The sequence below is a fragment of the Bacillus sp. ILBB4 genome (assembly GCF_035064545.1).
Taxonomy (GTDB): Bacteria; Bacillota; Bacilli; order Bacillales; family Bacillaceae_H; genus Priestia.
The window spans coordinates 634390-649162 of sequence record NZ_JAIQVD010000004.1 but is presented as its reverse complement, the minus strand read 5'-3'; the positions used below and the strand labels follow the sequence as shown (position 1 = coordinate 649162).

Genomic DNA, 14773 nt, shown 5'->3' with positions numbered 1-14773 from the left:
AAGTGAAAAACGAACCATTGATCAAAGTGTTTGATTCATGGTTTGTTTTTTTGTGGTAAATGTAGGTTTCATGTGTGAAGGTCTTTCTAGCGGTTGATTGGAGGGCAAGGCGAAGACTCCTGCGGGAAAAGCGAAGTCTTGCACGGAAATCAAAATCGATAAATACATGTTGACACTTACATATATGAACCCTATAATAGTTTGAGTTGAGATAATTCGTATACATATTATTTCTAGACTATGATTTAGTTTGTTTTAATAAATAGATACGAACAAACAAATAAAAGGAGGAAAATCATGCAGAAATCAAAATTATGGACAAAAGATTTTTTAGCGGTCTCATTGACCAGCTTTTTTGTTTTTGTCATTTTTTATATGTTAACTGTCACATTGCCGCTGTTTGCAACGGATGAACTTCATGCAAGTAAACAAAGCCTAGGGCTAATTGTGACAATTTTTTTAGTGTCCGGCATTGTGTTCAGACCGCTAGCCGGTAAGTGGATGACAACATTAGGACAAAAGAAAGTACTATTAATAGGTGTCTTTATCTTTTTAATTGGTTCTATTTTATATATGAACATTCACTCATTATCTGCGCTGCTGCTGCTGCGTGTGCTTCATGGTATTGGTTTTGGAATGAGCACAACTGCCACAGGAGCAATCGTTGCAAATGTAATTCCAGAACAGAGGAAAGGCGAAGGGATGGGGTACTATGCGACGTTTATGAACTTAGCGATGGTAGTAGGTCCGTTTGTAGGCTTAACGTTAACAAATACTTTGGGTCATACAGCGGTCTTTACCGTTGCGGTTGTATCTTCTGTTTTAGCAGTATTATGCAGTCTAGTACTTAGTGTACCTGAGGTGCAAGCTTCTTCTGCAACAAATGAAATACAGCCAGCTAAAGGTCTTGCGGCGTTTTTTGAATACCGTTCGCTGCCTATTTCTGTTGCTGGCCTTGTGGTAGCTTTTTCATATGCAAGTGTTATTTCGTTTGTGTCTATTTATGCAAAAGAAATGGGCTTTACGCAAGCTTCAAGCTTTTTCTTTGTTGTCTACGCGGTGTGCTTATTAGCTTCTAGACCTTTTACTGGAAAATGGTTTGATCAATACGGAGAAAACAGCGTGGTATATCCGTCCATTTTATCTTTAGCTATCGGTATCTTTTTGCTTAGCCAAGCGACAACAAGCTGGGTGTTTTTATTAGCTGGAGCATTGATTGGATTAGGCTTTGGAACGATTACATCAAGTTTTCAATCCATTGCTGTAAAAAAAGCTTCTCCTCATCGCCGAGGTGTCGCCACAGCTACGTTTTTTGTGTTTTTTGATTCTGGAATGGGCTTAGGGTCCTTTTTATTAGGCATTTTATCCACAGCAGCCGGTTATAAAGGAATGTATGTATTCTGTTCCATTGTTGCTCTTTTAGCTATAGCAGTATACCTTGTATTGCACGGCCGAAAAAGCCAGAAACAGCGTATTCTTTCTCAAAATGAATCATTAGGAAAATAACATAAATAAAAAAAGGCGTGCTCAAGGGGAGCATGCCTTTTTTATTTATGGAGCTCTAAAGAAAACGGCTGTGAGCATATCGATATAGAAGCTCTCCTGATTTCTTTAGAGATTTCTTTTATTCCACTTCTTCTTTTGTAATCCACTCACTGGACCATGTCTGAATTTCCTGAATTACCGGCGCTAGTGCTAATCCTTTGTCGGATAACGAATACTCGATTCGAACAGGAGTTTCCGGAATAACCGTACGAATGACGATTCCTTCATGCTCTAATTCTTTTAGGCGCTCGGATAAGAGTCTTCCGCTTACTGGAAGTGCTTCTTGCATTTGAGAAAACCGCTGTGAGCCGGAAAGTAGCTGAAAAATGATCAAACTCGTCCAACGTTTCGTTAGTATAGTAACAGCCTTTTCAAAACGTGGGCAGAGTGCTAAACCGTCCATGTTATTACCTCCATTCTCTTCCTATATTATAAAACAAAGTCAGCATTTTATCTAGTGTTGTGTAATTTAATTACTTAAAGAACATAAATTACTTTACGCTTTTATGTTTTGATTATATAATTTATATAATTAAAGAAGTTAATTACTAAAAGTAACAAAAAGAACATAAAAGCTTTACAAGATAAATGTATCGTCATATAATACTTTAAGCAAGTAAAGTTACTTACTTTTAGTAAGCTGATACATCAATTAAAAAAGATAAATATAGTGAAGTGCTAGAAAAAATATTGGTTCATGTGAGAGATTGAACACAATGTGAAAATAGTAGATAAGTGAAAGACACATAAGAGGAGGAAATGACTGTGATTAACGAAAAAGTTGTTTCAATTTTAAAAGATAAAATTAACGTAGTAAAAAATGATGATCATTTTATTTATATAGTAGGACCTATCACGCTTCCGGTGAATCTAGATGGAGAGACACAAGTATTTAGTTGGTATTCATGGCTGCGTTCTGATAATGTAAAAGAAGGATCTTTAAGTACGGAAGAGCTTATTGAAAAAATGCAAGGAGCTAATTTAGCTGACATGCAGCAATCGAGTGTTCTTGTGTACGGAGATTTTCAAGAATCGCATGAGGCACTAATTCGTATGCACAGTATCTGCCATACAGGAGATATATTCGGAAGCAAACGCTGCGACTGCGGTTTTCAATTAAAACAATCTATGAAAATGATCGTCGAAAATGGAAGCGGAGCGCTATTTTATTTAGCAAATCATGAAGGACGCGGCATTGGCCTATTCAGCAAAGCAATGGCATACGTTCTTCAAGAAAACGGATTTGATACGGTAGAGGCGAATGAAGGGTTAGGATTTGAAGATGATACTCGCAGCTATAGTGATGCCATCAGCGTGTTAAAAGTGCTGCGTCAAAAACCTGTTACGCTGATTACAAATAATCCGAAAAAGCTAATCGCGCTTGAGAAAAACGGCGCACTTTTATCCGGGCGCGTTCCACTTTGGGGAGATGTATCTCAGTTTAATGAAAAGTATCTAGACACCAAAGTTAAACGTTCAGGCCACTTAAAAGAGGAGGTTCTTCTTTGATCAATCACGAATTTTATATGAATATAGCTTTACAAAACGCAAAAGCAACAAAAGGACAAACAGATCCAAATCCGCTTGTAGGATCTGTCATTGTAAACGATAATCGAATCGTTGGAATCGGTACGCATTTAAAAGCGGGAGAGCCGCACGCTGAAATTCATGCGCTGCGAATGGCTGGCGAACAAGCAAAAGGAGCGACTGCTTACGTAACGCTAGAGCCTTGTTCACACCACGGACGTACAGGTCCTTGTGCTGAAGCGCTAGTTGAAGCCGGTGTAAAAAAAGTGGTCATAGCAACTTTAGACCCCAATCCTTTAGTAGCAGGTAATGGAGTTGAAATTTTAGAAAACGCAGGCATTGAGGTCATAACAGGTGTATGTGAAGAAGAGTCGCGTCAAATGAATGAGGTCTTCAATAAGTATATTGTAACGAAGAAGCCGTTTGTTTCATTAAAGTCAGCGATTACGTTAGACGGTAAAATAGCAACTGCTTCTTCTCACAGCAAGTGGATTACGTCTGAGGAAGCTCGTTTGGATGTACATCAGCTGCGTCATGAAACAGCGGGTATCTTAGTAGGGGTGAACACGGTCATTAAGGACAACCCCGAGCTGACAACTCGCATTGAAGGCGGCCGCAGTCCAATTCGTATTGTGATGGATTCAAAGCTGCGCATGCCGCTTGAATCTAAGCTAGCAACAGATTCTTTAGCTCCAACGTGGGTATTTACAAGTCAGGGCTATTCAAAAGAAAAAAAAGAACAGCTCGAAAAGCAAGGCGTCGAAGTATTTGTTACAAGCGGTGAGGACAAAGTAAATCTTGAAGATATGCTTTCTATACTAGGTGAGAAATTTGTGTCGTCTCTTTTAATTGAAGGAGGGGGCGAAGTGAATGCCGCATTCTTAGAGAATCGTTTAATTGATAAATTGGTGCTGTATATGGCTCCAAAGCTTTCAGGAGGAAAAGAAGCTCCTACTTTCCTAGAAGGAAAAGGCGTAGAGAAAATGTGGGACGCAGTGGACGTGGAGCGTCTTTCTGTGACGTCAATCGGCAAAGACTTTAAATTTGTTGGATATCCTGTTTATAAATAAAAATGTGAATGAGGATGGAACAAAAATATGTTAGTTGAAGGAAGATCCGAACGATAAATCGTTCGGATCTTTTGCTGTTATGGTGAACATAGGTTTCATATATGCAGGTGCTTTTAGCCGTGTAACAAGTGATCTATATTAGCTTATTCATCCTATTTGTTCGTCTGTAGACTGGATTGATTTCGTTATGTCTCAATATTATTTTTTTGCAGGATTTTTTAGAGAAGAGAAATAATACACTATTTTACTATTATAGATTAATTTGCTATTATAGGGAATGGTCAATTTCGAAACATTGTATAAGTTTTTAACGAGTTTACAGTTGACTATCTAAATAAAATCACTATATGTTTATAGAGAGAATATATTATGTGAAAGTAAGGGTGAGAAAAGAGATGAGAGAGTATAGAATTGGGAGTGTTATGAGAGACCTTCGCAAAATGGCAGGGTTGACACAACAAGAATTATCAAGAGACATTTGTACACAAGCGCAAATCAGCAAAATTGAAAACGGTGAAGAATATCCATCAAGCATTACCCTCTATAAAATTTCTAAGCGCCTTGGCGTAGATGTTAACTACTTTTTTGATAGTGTAGAATCACCTCGACTTGATTACGTAGATGCGGTTCAATCGTTAATTCGTCAATATATTCGTCAGAGAGATTATGATGCTATTCATAATATCATTGTAAAAGAAAAAGAAAGTCCCCTGTTTCAAAACCCGCTGAACAAGCAATTTTTAATGTGGCACGAAGGTATTTGCGTGTATTACATTCTTCACAACAAAGAAGATGCGCTGTCTAAAATGTACCAAGCGATCGATCTTACTAAGCAATCGGCAACGTTTTATAAGGAAAGAGAAATTGAAATTTTAAATAGCATTGGGATTATTCTTTATGAAGAGAAAGAGTATGAACAGGCTCTAGATACATATCAAACAGCACTCAAAAGCTTAAATGAGCTGCCCCAAACAAAAGACGAAAATATAAAAATTAGAATTTTAAATGCACTTGCCAAAACGCTTGGAGATATGAGTAACTATGATGAATCATTAATATATAGCAACCGAGGAATCGATTTGTGTATTAGTAATGAATCAATGTATTTATTTGGAGAACTTCATTACCAAGCAGGAGAGAGTTTAATCAAATTAGGTAAAATTGAACAAGGTAAAGAATATATGGAAAAGTCTATGACCATTTTCACCCTGCAACGAAATGAGCGATTCGTCAAGCTAGTAGAAAAAGAACTTGAAGCTCTATTTGTTTAAAATATTCCTATCATTATAATTTTTGAGAAATTTCTATCAAAATGGAGGAAATCCGTGATTTTAAGGGGATAAATGCTGATAGAAAGGAATTCATCTACTTTTATCCTGTGATACACTAGAGTCAAATCAAAGAAAGAGGAGGAAATAATTATGAAAAAAGTATTAGTCGGTATGGCATTAGCGTTTACATTAGTAGCAGGTGTTGCGTCAGTTGGAACAAGCGTAGCAACAGGAGATTTTTCAACATTAGGTCTTCCTAGCCAACATTAATAAGAAAAAGCCGCGCTAAGAAGCACGGCTTTTTTTATTGTGTTTTACTTGACTGATCTTTATTGCGTTTGTTTCCTTTTGAATTATCCCCGCTTGAAATTTCCTCACCCATTTCTACAAGATGGTGCTGCGTTTTTGGATTACTTTGATTAGCGCTTCCTTTGTTATTCTTTTTAGTCATCTTCATTCTCCTTTAAAACGATGGCAATGCATCGAGATTATTTGTTTTGTCATGATCAGGAATGCTGCGAATATACGTACCGCCATCTTTCCCTACAAAGGTACTCACATGCTCAACGTCCCCTGCTTCTACTTTCTTTAAGGCTTCTTCATAGGTTAAAACGTCTCCTGAAGCTGTTTGGAATTCTAAGAGGTCACCGTCTGCATTTTTACGTACTGCAACGAAACGTTCTTTCATACAAATAAACACCTTCCTTTACATCTATATGGTTGCTGAAATCGTCGTTTTTATTCATTGCAAAAAGTGATAAGGTAAAGAAAAGAGTACAAAGGGGATAAAAAATGACAACGTTTAATTGGCATGATCAAGCTCAAGACGAGTGGAACCAAAAAGTATCATTTTGGAATAGCCGAAGTGAAGAAATGTGGAAAAACGGAAGTCGGAAAACAGTGATTCCATTTATTCAAAAACATCTTAAATCAGGTGGTATGGTGGCAGACGTGGGCTGCGGTGATGGGTTTGGAACGTCTCTTCTAGCTGCTTCTGGATATAAAGCAATCGGTCTTGATTTATCGGAAGAAATGATTCAAAAAGCATCCCAGCTGCATAACAGTGAAAATTTGTCGTTCGCTCAAGCTGATATTATGAAGCTGCCGCTTTCTTCTGAATCAGTAGAAGGGGTTATGGTAATCAACGCCCTAGAATGGACCGAGCATCCTCGATTAGCTTTGAAGGAATTGTACCGAGTTGTAAAACCAGGAGGATATGCATGCGTAGGTATTCTTGGACCAACTGCTCAGCCTCGTACCAATAGCTTTCGACGATTATATGGTGAACACGTCATTTGCAATACGATGATGCCGTGGGAGTTTGAACAGCTTGCAAAAGAAAATGGATGGGAAGTAATCGATGGCGAAGGTGTATATAAGCGAAATGTTACTGATAAGCTGATTGGACAGCTCCCAAATGAATTAAAGCAAGCTTTAACGTTTCTATGGCTATTTATGCTCAAGAAACAATAAAAACAGCACACCTCTCCTTATATGTAGCTGTACAAAGGGTACACTACAAATTGGAGGTGAGTGACATGAGTAAAATTAAAAAAGACCGCTCAAAATCAGAGCTAGGTTCACCAAATGTAGAAGGACAAGGGACGACCACTTCTGAACAAGGTGTTCAAAGCAGTTCAGCTAACAAAAAGCAGAAGCGTTCATAACAAAAATAAAACGAACTTGCAGGGAGAACAACGAGCTCACTACAAGTTCGTTTTATTTTTGGTGTCATCTTTATAAGTAAGAAGGTGTTGTGTGCAAGATTATAGATAGCTTATAATAAAATCTGAGCCAATAATTGTAATTTTATACAAGTTTGGTTTACAGTCGATGTAAAGTGGAGGTGTAATAAATGGTAAATAAAAGATGTTTACCGGATACTGTAGCGTCTCATGCAAAGCCTGATATTAGAAAGGCGATACTTTGCATGGGGTGGACGGTTTAGTAATAGACATCGCCTAACCGCGCATATCTCATTTCTAATATATACGGCTTTGCCCCTTATTGTATAAGCAAAACCACATAAGGAGCTGGCAGAAATGACGTATGTAAAAGCAACAAATGTTTTACCTGAAGAGCTGATTAGTGAAATTCAAAAATATATTCAAGGAGAAACCATTTATATTCCAAAGCCGCAGAAGGCAAAAAGAAAATGGGGAACTTGCTCTGGTGGAAGAAAGTTGATTGACGAGCGAAACGAACGGATTAAGAATTTCTTTGAAAAAGGAACTTCAATTGAGGAACTAGCCCGTGAATACTTTTTATCAACCGAAACCATCAAAAAAATTGTATATAAAAAGCAACGGTAGAAATCAAGCGCTGGCAACTGAATGCCCGCGCTTTTTTAGGTATAGTTTATTTCTGATTTATTTTTTACATTTCATAAAAGGGATCTGTACGGTAAAGTAAAAAGTAGCTGATTAAATGAAGAAGGAGTGAAGAACGTGGAAGCGTTTATAAGAAATGATCAATATAACTTTATCAAAAGCCAAACGCAAATCCTTATCAATGGGCATGGAACAGTAAACAATTCTGATGTGCTGCAGGCTTTAAAAGCTCTTGCAAAAGAAAAAGTATTAAATGTGTTTGATGTTCTTAGCGAGGAACAGGAAGAATTACTGCTGTCAGTTGCTGAAGTTAGAAATAAGGAGCAAGCAGAGGTGTTTTTAGAAACGATAAAGCCTTACGTGATTCCATTTAAATCTTTTACAGAAGATGGCGTGAAAAAGTTGTTTCCAAAAGTGAAAAAGTTAAAAGTCCCTTCTGCTGATAGCATTGATCTAACGAGCATTTCCTATGTTAGCTGGATCGATAAAGGCTCAAACAGAAAGTTTATCGTAGCGCAGGAGCCGTATACCCAGAAGTTAAAAGGTATTCAAGGAACGTTTAAGCCTATCAATCAGAAAGGAATATGCACGCTTTGCCACAGCTACGAGGAAGTCGGTATGTTCACTGCTGAAATCAAAGGAACTGTTCAAGGGACATTTACACAACGAGGAAATTATATTTGTCAAGATAGCGAAGCATGTAATCAAAATTTGCTTACCTTAGAGCGGCTTCATGATTTTATGTTAAGGCTCAGCAAATAACATGCCGCTAATAAGAAGAATACAAAAAAAGAAGGTTCAGTCCCTATACTTTTGGTGAGACTGAGCCTTCTTTGTCTATCTGTTTTTCTCGATTGGATTGTCACGATAGCTAATCCAATCGCTCCAGCTGCCGGCATATAATTTTACATTTGGAAAACCTGCTGATTTTAAAGCTAAAACGTTAGGGCAAGCAGATACACCCGATCCGCAGTATACAATGATTTCAGCGTGAGAATCAATAGCAGAAAACATCTCCTTCCACTCTTTATCTGTTTTCCATAAACCTTCTGAAGTTAACACATCTTGCCAAAAAGAATGAATGGCGCCTGGAATATGTCCTGCTACAAAATCAATGGGTTCTTCTAAGCCGAGATATCTCTTTTTTTCACGAGAGTCGACAAGAACAACATTAGGGTTATGAAGATTCTCTTTTACGTATTCAACTCCTGCAAGTCCCCAATCTTGTTGAACGAAAGGTACAAAAGTTTGAGGAGAAGCTGCTGGAACGCTCTTAGTTGTTTCATATCCCGATTGTTTCCAGTTAGTAAAACCTCCATTTAAAATTTGTACGTATTCAATTCCTATATATCGCAGTAGCCACCATGCTCTTGAAGCCATCATCCCATTTTGTTCATCATAAACGACGACTCTGGAATCAGCATTAATTCCTAAGCAGCCGAGCTTTTGAGCTAGCTTTTGAACATCGGGCAGCGGGTGTCTGCCTCCGTGGGAAGTAGCCACAGAGGACAAATCTTTTTCTAAATCCAAATAATGAGCATCCGGGAGGTGCTCATTTTGATAAGCATCTGAGCCTGCCTCAGGCTTTCCAAGGGTAAATCGGCAGTCAAGCAAAATAATGGATTGTTGGGGTTGTTGCAATGCAGTATGTAATTCGTGTGGTGAAATAATAGTATTCATAATATTCACATCCTTTTACCAACATTCTAGTTGAAATAAATAAAAATAAAAAGCGTTAAATATAAATTACGGCAAAGCTATTTTATTTTCCTTCAATTATTCCCCGTAGAATAATTGACCATTTCAGCACTTATCTGATGCAGAGGAAAATGCTCCTGTGCTACAGTTGTAGTAAGAGTTACATAGTGTAAGCCAAATGTTCAGCGTAATGTTATATCTACTATTCATAAGAAGGAGAGAGAAAGATGCCAACAAATGAAAAAAAAGAATTTAAACTGATTGCACTAGATATGGATGGAACGCTGCTGAACAATCAGCAGGAAATTTCTAAAGAAAATCGTGAGGCCATTGCTAAAGCTCAAGAACAAGGTGTTCATGTGGTATTAAGTACGGGACGCTCTCTTTTAACATGCCGTGAATATGCGCAGTCTCTTCAGCTGTCTTCTTACCTTATTACAGTAAACGGAAGCGAAATCTGGGATGAATCTGGACAGCTTGTAGAACGAAAGTTAATTGATGCTTCTTCCATCGAGAAGATGTGGAATTTAACGCAAGAGCATAAGCTTAACTTTTGGGCTGTGACTACGGATAAAGTATGGAGAGATGAATTTCCAGAAGATATTGCTTCACAGGAATGGCTGAAGTTTGGCTACGATATTCCAGATGATGCTTTACGAGAAGAAGTGCTGAAACAAATAGCAGGCATTTCAGATTTTGAAATCAGCAACTCTAGTTTAACGAATCTAGAAATTAATGCACTTGGTATTAACAAAGCAAAAGGGATTATGACGGTATGTGAACGTTTGGGCATTTCAATGGATGAAGTCATTGCAATGGGAGACAGCTTAAATGATATGGCTATGATTGAAGCGGCAGGTTGTGGAATCGCCATGGGAAATGCTCAGGAAGCTGTAAAAGAAGCAGCGGACTGGGTGACAGATACAAATGTCAATAACGGAGTAGCGAAGGCTATCAGCCACTGGGTGCTGAAATAACAGCAGCTCTACACAGCAGGCACTGTTGCACCATTTAACTACTTCCCGCATAAACTGATACTGGATGCCTCCCTTAGAGTTCGTCTTATACGTATATATAAGGAGAAGCCATCTAGTTAAGGAGTGGGGAATATGAGCGGTTTATCATTAGACAAGCTGTTAAAAAAAGCAGAAAATAAGTTGCAGAATGTACATGAAATAGTGCAAGAAAAATCGTACGAGCTCATTAGGCAAGCATATAAAGAAAGCATATTTGTTGTGATAACTGAAGGATTTAGATCGATAGAGCAGCAGCATAAACTATATTCAAAAGGCCGAGCAACACCAGGAAGTATCGTGACTAATGCTAAAGGCGGCTATTCTTATCATAATTATGGACTAGCTTTTGATATTGCGCTGCTTGATGACAACGGAGAAGTTGACTGGACCATTGATCGAAGATGGAAAAAAGCGGGAGAGATAGGAAAAAGGATCGGGTTGGAATGGGGAGGAGATTGGACAAGCTTAAAAGATTACCCTCATTTTCAATATACATTCGGTTTATCTTTGTCGGAGCTTCGAAGTGGAAAAAAACCTGAGAAACAGACGGAAAAGGCTTCAAGAGTGCTAATTGAATACGGAGGTCGAGGAAATCATGTACAGTTAATTCAACGTATGCTTATTCACTTAGGTTATTCTCTTTCTGGAGGAGCAGACGGTATATTCGGGTCTTCCACTCTCAAAGCAGTAAAAGCTTTTCAACAAGCGCTTTATCTGCAGGTAGATGGAATAGTTGGACCGAAGACACTCGAAAAACTCTATAGCAATTTTAATAAAACTATGTTCTAAATAAACATAAAAATATGAGAACGAGAAAAGGAAGAAAAGAGATGGATGGAAATCGTCTCTTTTCTTCCTTTTCTGTAGTTATAGTAGAAAAACTGAAATTTATAAAGAAATAAAAAGGATTTTCTAAGCGTAAGAAACGTTCACGTGATCTAACTGGATAACATTGCTCAACAACACGATATCTTTATATATTTCACTTTTTACAGAGGCGTTTGAACAGTTTTGATAGTCTTTCAACAAGCGGCCAAGTTCTTTAATAAATAACAACGTCTCTTGTTCATTAATCATAGTCAAAACTCCTTGTTTAGAAATGAATCCAGGTCATTATATAGGAATTCTATCATATCTATACGCACCTGTTGACAAAAAAAGTTCGTCAATTTTTTTGTGAGAAGAAGAAATTTAGGGATATGTGGAATGCGTTCGACTCTCTCATTTTATCTATATGCAGCTTGTCTAAAAATATGAGAGTAGTCATAGTATAATATTTACTCCTAATCATGCAACTTAAAACCTATTTTAGAGGTTATCCGTAAATTCCCTCTATTGTAGAGCGATGGAACAAAAAAAGAATGCCTCATTTTGTATCTTTAGTATGATAACGTTTTGAAGAAATAAGGCATATGTTTGAGTTTTAAGATGGATTTGAATTAGATCTTTTGACACGCTCTTTTTGTAGGAGGGGCATATTTACTTTCTATTAAGGGAAATCGTAAAGCTCCAACGAGTTTCTAAATCAGAAACTCGTTGGAGCTTAATTTTTTGGATAAGGGATGTGCAAAAGTTCTGGGACGGTCACAAAATGATATCCTTCTTGTTTAAGTCTAGGAATGATGGTATCCAGCGACTTTGCGGTGTTGGAAAGGTCCATGGTCCAATGGCCTCCGTCGTGCATCAAAACAATTGTTCCGGCATGCATGTTCTTAAATACATTCTTGGTGATTTCTGCTTCTGGGATTTGCTTCCAGTCTAATGAATCAGAAGACCAGTTAATCGCATAGACATTTTCATTTGGCAACTCGCTGATCATTTCTTGCGTTAAATTTCCATATGGAGGACGAAACAGCTGTGTTTCAAAACCGGTAATGTTTTTAATAATAGCCTGAGTTTTGGCAATTTCCCAGTGAAACTTTTCAGTCGATTCTTTTAGTAAATTGGGGTGCCAATAGGTATGAATCCCAACAGCATGACCTTCAGCTACCATTCTTTTCACCAGCTCAGGATGTTCGTAAGCTTTTGCCCCAATAAGAAAAAAGGTTGCTTTAATACCATGCTTTTTCAATTGATCCAATACATGTGGAGTAAAGCGCGGATCCGGTCCATCATCAAATGTTAGGGCGGTTTGCTTTAGGTGGTTATTACCTTGATAAAGCAAACGGTCACGCACAGCTATATTTTTTACTTGTTCCGCTTTACATAGTGCAGGAAGGGCTCCATTAAATAAGAAGCACAGTGTGAGAAGCAGTATACTAATTCTTCGTATCATGTACATGCACGCTCCTTTCTAGGACAAAGTATAACGTTATGATACCCGATTAAAAAATTTGTATGAAGCTGAATTTCCCTTTTGTTCCAAAGCGTATGATATGCATGAAACAGCGCACTATAATAAACAGTTACTATTAGGTCAAGAAAGGAAAAAACAGATGAAAAAAATACTGATCGCTGTAGCATTAATCTTTTCGCTAAGTTTATCTCCCTTAGCTGAATATATTTCCTATCACGATGACTATAACGCAAGTGCAAGGTCGTATCGTTCGGGAAAGCGTTCGTTTAATAGACAGCCGAGCGTTAGACAAAATGAGCCAAGGTCTAATTTTTCAAACCGCAGAAATGGAACGGTAAATCGAGGCGTTACTCGTTCAAACCGCGGGGGATTCGCCCGTGGACTTCTGTATGGAGGGCTAGCAGGACTTTTATTTGGAGGTTTGCTTGGTCATATGGGGGCACTGGGCGGGATTTTTGGGTTATTAATTAATATTTTGGCTATTGTGCTTGTCATTAATTTAATTCTGCGCTTTTTTCGCTCTTCTCGCCGCGACAATAATTGGAGATAGGCCGTAATTGCTGTCATAAACTGATAAGAAAGCTCCATATAAATAAGAAAACGCTTTCTATAGTTAATCGAAAGGATGAAACGTATGTCAGCAAACAGACAGCGCAGCAAGTACTTGGCGTTTTGCACAGAATGCGGTCTCCCAAACAGGTTAACATTGTTTCTTTTAAGACAGTACGTTGCGACAGACGAATATAGCGGATTTTACTGTGGAAATTGCGGAAGTCGAAATGAATTTCCAGACTCTGTCATTGAATATATTAAAGAGCTATAAAACACAATCTCTTAAAAGATTGTGTTTTATTTTTTAGTAAAACTATGTTTTAAATAATAATTAAAAAAGAAAGCTAGCTAGTTACAAAAAAGAAAGGGAGACTTTAGAAAAAAGAAATACAAGAAATACAATAAATGCAAAAACGACAAATCCATATAAGGACTTGTCGTTTTTTATGTTTGAAATACGGCCACTCGGTTCTTTCATTCCCACAGATATGGAGTCTCTTGGTAAACATAATAGTTCAACCAATTCATAAACAGCAGGTTGGCATGAGAACGCCATGTTTTTAAAGGGTTTTTGTCAGGATCATTGTTTGGGAAATAGTTTTCCGGAAGCTTTGGCTCTAGCCCTTTTTCTGTATCTCGAAGAAATTCTTCCTGCAGTGTTTGAACGTCGTATTCTGGGTGTCCTGTAACGAAAACAAACTTTTCGTCTTTAGACATCGCCATATAAACACCAGCTTCCTCAGAGTAGGAAAGAAGCTCAAGGTCAGGATGGTTTTTTACTTCATTCATGTCGACGTCAGTGTGACGAGAATGAGGAGAATAAAAGACATCATCAAATCCTCGCAGCAGCTTAATCGGTTCTTCACTCGATACAACATGTGTAAATACACCCGTGCATTTATCAGAAAGAGGTCGCTTGTCAATGCCAAAGTGATGATAAAGTCCGGCTTGAGCTCCCCAACAGATATGAAGGGTAGAAGTCACATTTGTTTTACACCAATCCATAATTTCTTGAAGTTCTTTCCAGTAGTTTACTTCTTCAAATGGTATATGTTCTACAGGTGCTCCTGTAATAATCATTCCGTCATATTTTCGTTCTTTAATTTGTTCAAACGTTTTATAAAACTGATCTAGGTGATTTTTACTCGTTGTTTTTGCTTTATGGCTTGCTGTGTAAAGAAGTGTAATATGCACTTGCAGCGGTGAGTTCCCGAGTAAACGTAATAATTGCGTTTCAGCTTTTTCTTTTTCCGGCATTAAGTTTAGGATAACAATATTAAGCGGGCGAATTTCTTGGTTAATCGCGCGCACGTCGTCCATGATGAAAATTCTCTCTTTTTCTAAAATTTCTTTTGCCGGAAGATCACGTGGAATATTAATAGGCAATAAAATTCCTCCTATTCGATTTCGAAGTAATGACGCGTATAAATGTTCTTTCTCACGTGAAGATGAGGTTCAACATTTATGT

At 37.8% G+C, this 14773-nt stretch carries 19 protein-coding genes; 12 read left to right on the top strand and 7 right to left on the bottom strand.

The window, feature by feature from the left end:
* Positions 1 to 297: 297 nt before the first annotated feature.
* Positions 298 to 1506 carry an MFS transporter gene (locus tag LAV82_RS20465; protein ID WP_499716802.1) on the top strand — a complete coding sequence of 403 codons (1209 nt, stop codon included), beginning with the start codon at positions 298 to 300 and terminating at the stop codon, positions 1504 to 1506.
* A gap of 118 nt (positions 1507 to 1624) precedes the next feature.
* Here the strand turns inward: LAV82_RS20465 and LAV82_RS20460 are convergent, their stop codons facing one another.
* Positions 1625 to 1948: a winged helix-turn-helix transcriptional regulator gene (locus LAV82_RS20460; protein ID WP_014460492.1), complete on the bottom strand. Its 324-nt coding sequence runs from the start codon at positions 1946 to 1948 to the stop codon at positions 1625 to 1627.
* A gap of 362 nt (positions 1949 to 2310) precedes the next feature.
* Between LAV82_RS20460 and LAV82_RS20455 the strand changes: the two genes are divergently transcribed.
* The 3 genes from LAV82_RS20455 to LAV82_RS20445 all read left to right on the top strand — a co-directional run bounded on the left by LAV82_RS20455 (position 2311) and on the right by LAV82_RS20445 (position 5413).
* Positions 2311 to 3054 carry a GTP cyclohydrolase II gene (locus LAV82_RS20455; RefSeq protein ID WP_013056667.1) on the top strand — a complete coding sequence of 248 codons (744 nt, stop codon included), beginning with the start codon at positions 2311 to 2313 and terminating at the stop codon, positions 3052 to 3054.
* Positions 3051 to 4142 (top strand): bifunctional diaminohydroxyphosphoribosylaminopyrimidine deaminase/5-amino-6-(5-phosphoribosylamino)uracil reductase RibD, encoded by a 1092-nt coding sequence (gene ribD / locus LAV82_RS20450; protein WP_098590176.1) that lies wholly within the window; start codon positions 3051 to 3053, stop codon positions 4140 to 4142. Before LAV82_RS20455 ends, ribD begins: the two co-directional genes overlap by 4 nt.
* 395 nt (positions 4143 to 4537) lie before the next feature.
* Positions 4538 to 5413, top strand: coding sequence for a helix-turn-helix domain-containing protein (locus LAV82_RS20445; RefSeq protein ID WP_211079603.1), 876 nt, complete (start codon positions 4538 to 4540; stop codon positions 5411 to 5413).
* A gap of 304 nt (positions 5414 to 5717) precedes the next feature.
* On the opposite strand, the gene LAV82_RS20440 is transcribed toward LAV82_RS20445, so the two are convergent.
* Positions 5718 to 5864 (bottom strand): hypothetical protein, encoded by a 147-nt coding sequence (locus tag LAV82_RS20440; RefSeq protein WP_013056671.1) that lies wholly within the window; start codon positions 5862 to 5864, stop codon positions 5718 to 5720.
* Positions 5865 to 5876: 12 nt separating this feature from the next.
* Complete coding sequence (locus tag LAV82_RS20435) at positions 5877 to 6101, bottom strand: DUF3892 domain-containing protein (protein ID WP_013056672.1); 225 nt, start codon at positions 6099 to 6101, stop codon at positions 5877 to 5879.
* A gap of 104 nt (positions 6102 to 6205) precedes the next feature.
* On the opposite strand from LAV82_RS20435, the gene LAV82_RS20430 reads away from it, so the two are divergent.
* The 4 genes from LAV82_RS20430 to LAV82_RS20415 all read left to right on the top strand — a co-directional run bounded on the left by LAV82_RS20430 (position 6206) and on the right by LAV82_RS20415 (position 8505).
* Complete coding sequence (locus LAV82_RS20430) at positions 6206 to 6886, top strand: class I SAM-dependent methyltransferase (RefSeq protein WP_499716801.1); 681 nt, start codon at positions 6206 to 6208, stop codon at positions 6884 to 6886.
* 65 nt (positions 6887 to 6951) lie between these two features.
* On the top strand, positions 6952 to 7080 hold the full coding sequence (locus tag LAV82_RS20425) for a YuzL family protein (RefSeq protein WP_013056674.1): 129 nt from the start codon (positions 6952 to 6954) through the stop codon (positions 7078 to 7080).
* 375 nt (positions 7081 to 7455) lie between these two features.
* On the top strand, positions 7456 to 7725 hold the full coding sequence (locus tag LAV82_RS20420) for a CD3324 family protein (protein WP_013056675.1): 270 nt from the start codon (positions 7456 to 7458) through the stop codon (positions 7723 to 7725).
* Between the two features lie 135 nt (positions 7726 to 7860).
* Positions 7861 to 8505 carry a FusB/FusC family EF-G-binding protein gene (locus LAV82_RS20415; RefSeq protein ID WP_211079606.1) on the top strand — a complete coding sequence of 215 codons (645 nt, stop codon included), beginning with the start codon at positions 7861 to 7863 and terminating at the stop codon, positions 8503 to 8505.
* A gap of 75 nt (positions 8506 to 8580) precedes the next feature.
* Here LAV82_RS20415 and LAV82_RS20410 read toward each other — a convergent pair whose 3' ends face one another.
* Positions 8581 to 9423: a sulfurtransferase gene (locus tag LAV82_RS20410; protein ID WP_499716800.1), complete on the bottom strand. Its 843-nt coding sequence runs from the start codon at positions 9421 to 9423 to the stop codon at positions 8581 to 8583.
* 245 nt (positions 9424 to 9668) lie between these two features.
* Between LAV82_RS20410 and LAV82_RS20405 the strand changes: the two genes are divergently transcribed.
* Positions 9669 to 10418, top strand: coding sequence for a Cof-type HAD-IIB family hydrolase (locus LAV82_RS20405; RefSeq protein WP_013056678.1), 750 nt, complete (start codon positions 9669 to 9671; stop codon positions 10416 to 10418).
* 132 nt (positions 10419 to 10550) lie between these two features.
* Entirely contained in the window at positions 10551 to 11246 is a 696-nt protein-coding gene (locus LAV82_RS20400; RefSeq protein ID WP_107917917.1) for a peptidoglycan-binding protein, read from the top strand.
* A gap of 123 nt (positions 11247 to 11369) precedes the next feature.
* Here LAV82_RS20400 and LAV82_RS20395 read toward each other — a convergent pair whose 3' ends face one another.
* Positions 11370 to 11534, bottom strand: coding sequence for a hypothetical protein (locus LAV82_RS20395; RefSeq protein WP_013056680.1), 165 nt, complete (start codon positions 11532 to 11534; stop codon positions 11370 to 11372).
* A 466-nt stretch (positions 11535 to 12000) separates the two neighbouring features.
* Positions 12001 to 12732: a polysaccharide deacetylase family protein gene (locus LAV82_RS20390; protein ID WP_146273971.1), complete on the bottom strand. Its 732-nt coding sequence runs from the start codon at positions 12730 to 12732 to the stop codon at positions 12001 to 12003.
* A 160-nt stretch (positions 12733 to 12892) separates the two neighbouring features.
* Here LAV82_RS20390 and LAV82_RS20385 point away from each other — a divergent pair, with 160 nt between their 5' ends.
* Together LAV82_RS20385 and LAV82_RS20380 are read left to right on the top strand one after the other, a co-directional pair.
* Positions 12893 to 13303, top strand: coding sequence for a hypothetical protein (locus tag LAV82_RS20385; protein ID WP_029321326.1), 411 nt, complete (start codon positions 12893 to 12895; stop codon positions 13301 to 13303).
* Positions 13304 to 13387: 84 nt separating this feature from the next.
* The gene (locus LAV82_RS20380) at positions 13388 to 13576 is read left to right on the top strand and encodes a hypothetical protein (RefSeq protein ID WP_013056683.1); all 189 of its coding nucleotides are present in this window, start codon (positions 13388 to 13390) and stop codon (positions 13574 to 13576) included.
* A 203-nt stretch (positions 13577 to 13779) separates the two neighbouring features.
* On the opposite strand, the gene metA is transcribed toward LAV82_RS20380, so the two are convergent.
* Positions 13780 to 14691 carry a homoserine O-acetyltransferase MetA gene (gene metA, locus LAV82_RS20375; protein ID WP_499716799.1) on the bottom strand — a complete coding sequence of 304 codons (912 nt, stop codon included), beginning with the start codon at positions 14689 to 14691 and terminating at the stop codon, positions 13780 to 13782.
* Positions 14692 to 14773: the final 82 nt, after the last annotated feature.

What these genes read in the sequence shown, in the direction of transcription:
- LAV82_RS20465 (WP_499716802.1), top strand. Translation starts at nt 298, where the DNA reads ATGCAGAAATCAAAATTATGGACAAAAGATTTTTTAGCGGTCTCATTG.
- LAV82_RS20460 (WP_014460492.1), bottom strand. Translation starts at nt 1,948, where the DNA reads ATGGACGGTTTAGCACTCTGCCCACGTTTTGAAAAGGCTGTTACTATA.
- LAV82_RS20445 (WP_211079603.1), top strand. Translation starts at nt 4,538, where the DNA reads ATGAGAGAGTATAGAATTGGGAGTGTTATGAGAGACCTTCGCAAAATG.
- LAV82_RS20440 (WP_013056671.1), bottom strand. Translation starts at nt 5,864, where the DNA reads ATGACTAAAAAGAATAACAAAGGAAGCGCTAATCAAAGTAATCCAAAA.
- LAV82_RS20435 (WP_013056672.1), bottom strand. Translation starts at nt 6,101, where the DNA reads ATGAAAGAACGTTTCGTTGCAGTACGTAAAAATGCAGACGGTGACCTC.
- LAV82_RS20430 (WP_499716801.1), top strand. Translation starts at nt 6,206, where the DNA reads ATGACAACGTTTAATTGGCATGATCAAGCTCAAGACGAGTGGAACCAA.
- LAV82_RS20425 (WP_013056674.1), top strand. Translation starts at nt 6,952, where the DNA reads ATGAGTAAAATTAAAAAAGACCGCTCAAAATCAGAGCTAGGTTCACCA.
- LAV82_RS20420 (WP_013056675.1), top strand. Translation starts at nt 7,456, where the DNA reads ATGACGTATGTAAAAGCAACAAATGTTTTACCTGAAGAGCTGATTAGT.
- LAV82_RS20410 (WP_499716800.1), bottom strand. Translation starts at nt 9,423, where the DNA reads ATGAATACTATTATTTCACCACACGAATTACATACTGCATTGCAACAA.
- LAV82_RS20405 (WP_013056678.1), top strand. Translation starts at nt 9,669, where the DNA reads ATGCCAACAAATGAAAAAAAAGAATTTAAACTGATTGCACTAGATATG.
- LAV82_RS20400 (WP_107917917.1), top strand. Translation starts at nt 10,551, where the DNA reads ATGAGCGGTTTATCATTAGACAAGCTGTTAAAAAAAGCAGAAAATAAG.
- LAV82_RS20395 (WP_013056680.1), bottom strand. Translation starts at nt 11,534, where the DNA reads ATGATTAATGAACAAGAGACGTTGTTATTTATTAAAGAACTTGGCCGC.
- LAV82_RS20390 (WP_146273971.1), bottom strand. Translation starts at nt 12,732, where the DNA reads ATGATACGAAGAATTAGTATACTGCTTCTCACACTGTGCTTCTTATTT.
- LAV82_RS20385 (WP_029321326.1), top strand. Translation starts at nt 12,893, where the DNA reads ATGAAAAAAATACTGATCGCTGTAGCATTAATCTTTTCGCTAAGTTTA.
- LAV82_RS20380 (WP_013056683.1), top strand. Translation starts at nt 13,388, where the DNA reads ATGTCAGCAAACAGACAGCGCAGCAAGTACTTGGCGTTTTGCACAGAA.